Annotated in this window: 4 protein-coding genes; 2 read left to right on the top strand and 2 right to left on the bottom strand. The window is 71.9% G+C overall.

Annotated features, from left to right (window positions below; all coding sequences use genetic code 11):
• On the top strand, positions 1-245 hold a 245-nt coding region (locus tag ABYE80_RS18735; protein WP_372791836.1), incomplete at its 5' end, for a TA system VapC family ribonuclease toxin.
• Between the two features lie 292 nt (positions 246-537).
• Positions 538-1,485: an NAD(P)H-binding protein gene (locus tag ABYE80_RS18730; protein ID WP_372791835.1), complete on the top strand. Its 948-nt coding sequence runs from the start codon at positions 538-540 to the stop codon at positions 1,483-1,485.
• Positions 1,486-1,690: 205 nt separating this feature from the next.
• Here ABYE80_RS18730 and ABYE80_RS18725 read toward each other — a convergent pair whose 3' ends face one another.
• Together ABYE80_RS18725 and ABYE80_RS18720 are read right to left on the bottom strand one after the other, a co-directional pair.
• Complete coding sequence (locus ABYE80_RS18725) at positions 1,691-2,902, bottom strand: alpha/beta fold hydrolase (RefSeq protein ID WP_372791834.1); 1,212 nt, start codon at positions 2,900-2,902, stop codon at positions 1,691-1,693.
• A 36-nt stretch (positions 2,903-2,938) separates the two neighbouring features.
• Positions 2,939-3,460, bottom strand: a 522-nt coding sequence (locus tag ABYE80_RS18720) for a phosphohydrolase (RefSeq protein WP_372791833.1), incomplete at its 5' end; no start/stop codon positions are given.

Raw genomic sequence — 3,460 nt, 5'->3', positions numbered from 1 at the left:
TCGGGGACGCCCTGGACATCGTCGACGGCTGGCTGGCCCGACCGAACGTCGTGGTCGTCCACCCGACCGACCGTCACGCGGCGGTCGTGCGCGAGCTGCTCGAATCGCTCGGTACGGGCGGAAACCTCGTCACCGATGCCCACCTCGCGGCCCTGGCGATCGAACACGGCGCACAGCTGTGCTCGAGTGACGCGGACTTCTCGCGGTTTCCCGGGCTCCGCTGGCATGACCCGCTGCGCGCGTGAACCCCGAGCGCCGCGACCAGGAAGCCGACCGCGAACAGCGCAGAGGCGAGGTAGAACGCCGTGGTGTAGCCGTGGACCGCGGCTGCCGAGGCGAGCCCGGGCCGGGGGTGTGGCTGGAGGCGTAGCTCACGCCGAGCTCGTCCTACGGCAGCCACCTGCTACCCGCCCCTTACCGTTCTCGCGGTTTGCCGCCGGGCGGGAAGGGCTCGGCGGCGTGAGTCGAGCCCAATGAATATGGACAGCGTCCATGCGCCAAGGCATCGACGGTCCGGAAGCAGGGTAGGTAGTGCCGATGACCGCGATCCATCCGTCCTCCGAGCGCACCGCAGTCCTCCTCACGGGAGCGTCCGGCTTCGTGGGGAGCGCGCTCCTTCCCGCCTTGAAGGACGTGGGCGCGATCCGCTGCCTGGTCCGCGACGCGAGTCGCCTGCAGACGAGCGGCGACGTCCACGTCGTCGAGGCCGACCTGACCGACAGCGACTCGCTTGCGCCGGCGCTGGAGGGGATGGACGAGGCCTACTACCTGGTCCACTCGATGGAGCCCGGCGGCGGGCAGGACTACGTCGAACGTGACCGGCGCGCGGCCACCAACTACGTGCAGGCCGCGCGAGAGGCGGGGATCCGTCGCACGATCTACCTCGGAGGCATCGGGGGCGGCGACGAGAGCAGCGAGCATCTCGAGTCGCGGCGGGAGGTCGAGGAGGTCCTCGCGGGAGCCGGCCCCGAGTTCGTCGCCCTGCGGGCCTCGATGATCGTCGGCGCGAAGTCCGCCTCCTTCGGGACCCTCGTGCAGATCGTCGACCGCCTTCCGGTCCTCGCGATGCCGGCCTGGCGAGACCGCAGCACGCAGCCCATCGCGATCGACGACGTGGTCGCCTGTCTCGTGGCGGCCCGCGAGGTCAAGCCGGGCGCCTACGAGATCGCCGGTCCGGACACCCTCACCTTCGCCGAGATGACCGAGGTCATCGCCGACCTGCTGGGCAAGACCCACCGCAGCGTCCCGCTGCCGTTCAGCAACGCGAAGCTCGAGGCGGCGATGGCTTCGCTGGTGACCGACGAGGATCAGGAACTGCTGGAGCCGCTCATGGAGGGCCTGCACGGTGACCTCGTCGTCAGCGACAACCAGATCGAGAGGACGTTCGGCGTGCGGCCGACGCCCTTCGCCGATGCGGCGCGCACGGCGATCGAGGGGATGACCGGGGTCGAGACGGCTGACGCCCAGCCGGCCGCGGAGTCCTGACCCGGGCAGCACCCGGCCCCGGCGTCCGGGCCGCTACTGGGCCGCCGTGAGCTGCGCAGCGATGGAGCCGCCGTCGAGCCACACCCGCTCGCGGCCGATGGCGCCGTCCTTCTGGTGCACTCGTGCTCGATGACGCAGAAGTCCTCGCCGTACCGCTCGCGCGTCGGGGTCATCCGCTCGTTGTCCGGATCGGCGACGAGCATGCTCATGAGCCGCGGACCGCGTCGACCACGTCGCGGATGGCGTCGCCCGCATACCGCGCCTGGGCCCTGTCGTCGATCAGCGACTGGTGCGTGGCGGTCGCGATCGTCCGGTGGCTGCTGCGGCTCGACAGCGCCGCGAGACGGGTCTGATCGGCGGCCCATCCAGGGGCGTTGCCCTGACCGGCGGTCACGACGACGAGAGGGCGACGCCCGAGGCTTCTCAGCCGCGCGGCGCGGTCGAGCTCCGCCGGCATCGCCTCGACGTCGCGGGCGAACTGCTGCATCTGCCGCGCGGGGTCGCCGTCCTTCTGATCGAAGAACAGGCCGGCGATCCCGGTCCGCGACAGCGTTGGGACGAGCGCCACCAGCGGGTCGGCGTGCTCGAAGGCGGTCGTCTGCTTCGGATGCATCGAGTCGAGCAGGACCACGCCCGCAACCTCGTCCGGGTACCGCTCGGTGAAGCTCAGCGCGAAGATCCCTCCGAGCGAGTGCCCGGCGACCACGACGGGACCGCGGACGCCGGCACGCCCGAGGAGCAGGTGCAGGTCACGGGCCGCGTCGCTGCGCTGCGCGGGCGCTGGGTCGCTGCGACCGTGGCCTGCCTGGTCGTACGTGCAGATCCGGGTCGTGCGGGCGACCGCGGGGGCGATCCACCGGCCCATCGACCTCGAGGATTCGCCCAGACCGGGCTCGAGCACGACCGTGGGGTTGCCGGACCCGACGCACCGGATCGCGAGCCGGTGGCCGCCGACGTCGATGAGCCCGTGCCCGTCGGCGAGCGCGCTGTCACCCGACGTGTGCAGGGTCTCGTAGTACCCGCCGACGGCCGTGAGCAGGAGCACGGCGAACACGGGGTACAGCAGCACGCGGGTGGCCCAGCGTGACGACCCGCGCCGCGCCTGCCTGACCATCCAGGCGGTCAGGGCGAGGAGTGCCGGGGGCCAGAACCATCCGAGCGTCGCGACCGTCGCGGGGCTGGGCGTCAGGACCAGCAGGACGGCTCCGGTGATCCCCATCCCGATCGCAGGCACGGTGGCCCAGCGCTGCGAGCCGTCGCCGATCCGGGCCGAGAGCACCGCCATCAGAGCCCAGCCCACCGCGAACCCGAGCAGCACCGTCCCGGTGGCGGCGCTCTCGTGCTCGCCGACGGCGGGAACGGTCAGGAGGGAGGCGGCGGAGATGAGTCCCGCGAGGAGAGAGCTCGCGATGATCACGGTGGGTCGTCCTCTGGGGGTGGTGTCCACGGGGAGCTACTCGCTGAAGGGAGCGGTTCGGATGAGCACGGGGAACGCGGCGTGCGTGGTGAGCCAGCGGGTTCGGCCTGCGGGCATGGCACGACCCTCGGCGGCCCATGCGGCGAGCATGTGGCGCTTGAACTGCAGCCGCGGATGGCGCTCGAGGACTGCGCTCACGAACGCGGGGTCGGCCTCGCTCACCCGCGCCCCGGTGACGTCGAGGTTCGCCCCTGCCGCCACGAAGCCCGCGGGATCGCCGAGGTCCTCGTGCGCGCCGGCCGTGATGTGTCCGCACACGGCCGCGGCGATCGTCGCTGCGCGTTCGGGGGTGGCCCCCTGATCGAGCGCGAACCGCTCTGCGCGCTCGCCTCCGGTCACCGCGAAGCACCGTCCGGGCGTCGGATGCTCGAGCGTCAGGTCGTGCAGGAGGCACGAGACGTAGCCGAGCTCCTCGTCCACCCGCACGCCGTCGATCGCAGCCAGCGCGAGCGCGAAGAGATAGGTCCGGTAGGAGTGCTGCAGGACGTGCGGGGAAAG

Source organism: Paraconexibacter sp. (assembly GCF_041602235.1).
Taxonomy (GTDB): domain Bacteria; phylum Actinomycetota; class Thermoleophilia; order Solirubrobacterales; family Solirubrobacteraceae; genus Paraconexibacter.
Note: the sequence above shows the minus strand (reverse complement) of the source record. Positions and strands in the feature narration are given on the sequence as shown.

Coding starts and splice junctions, on each gene's coding strand:
- ABYE80_RS18730 (WP_372791835.1), top strand. CDS start 538: ATGACCGCGATCCATCCGTCCTCCGAGCGCACCGCAGTCCTCCTCACG.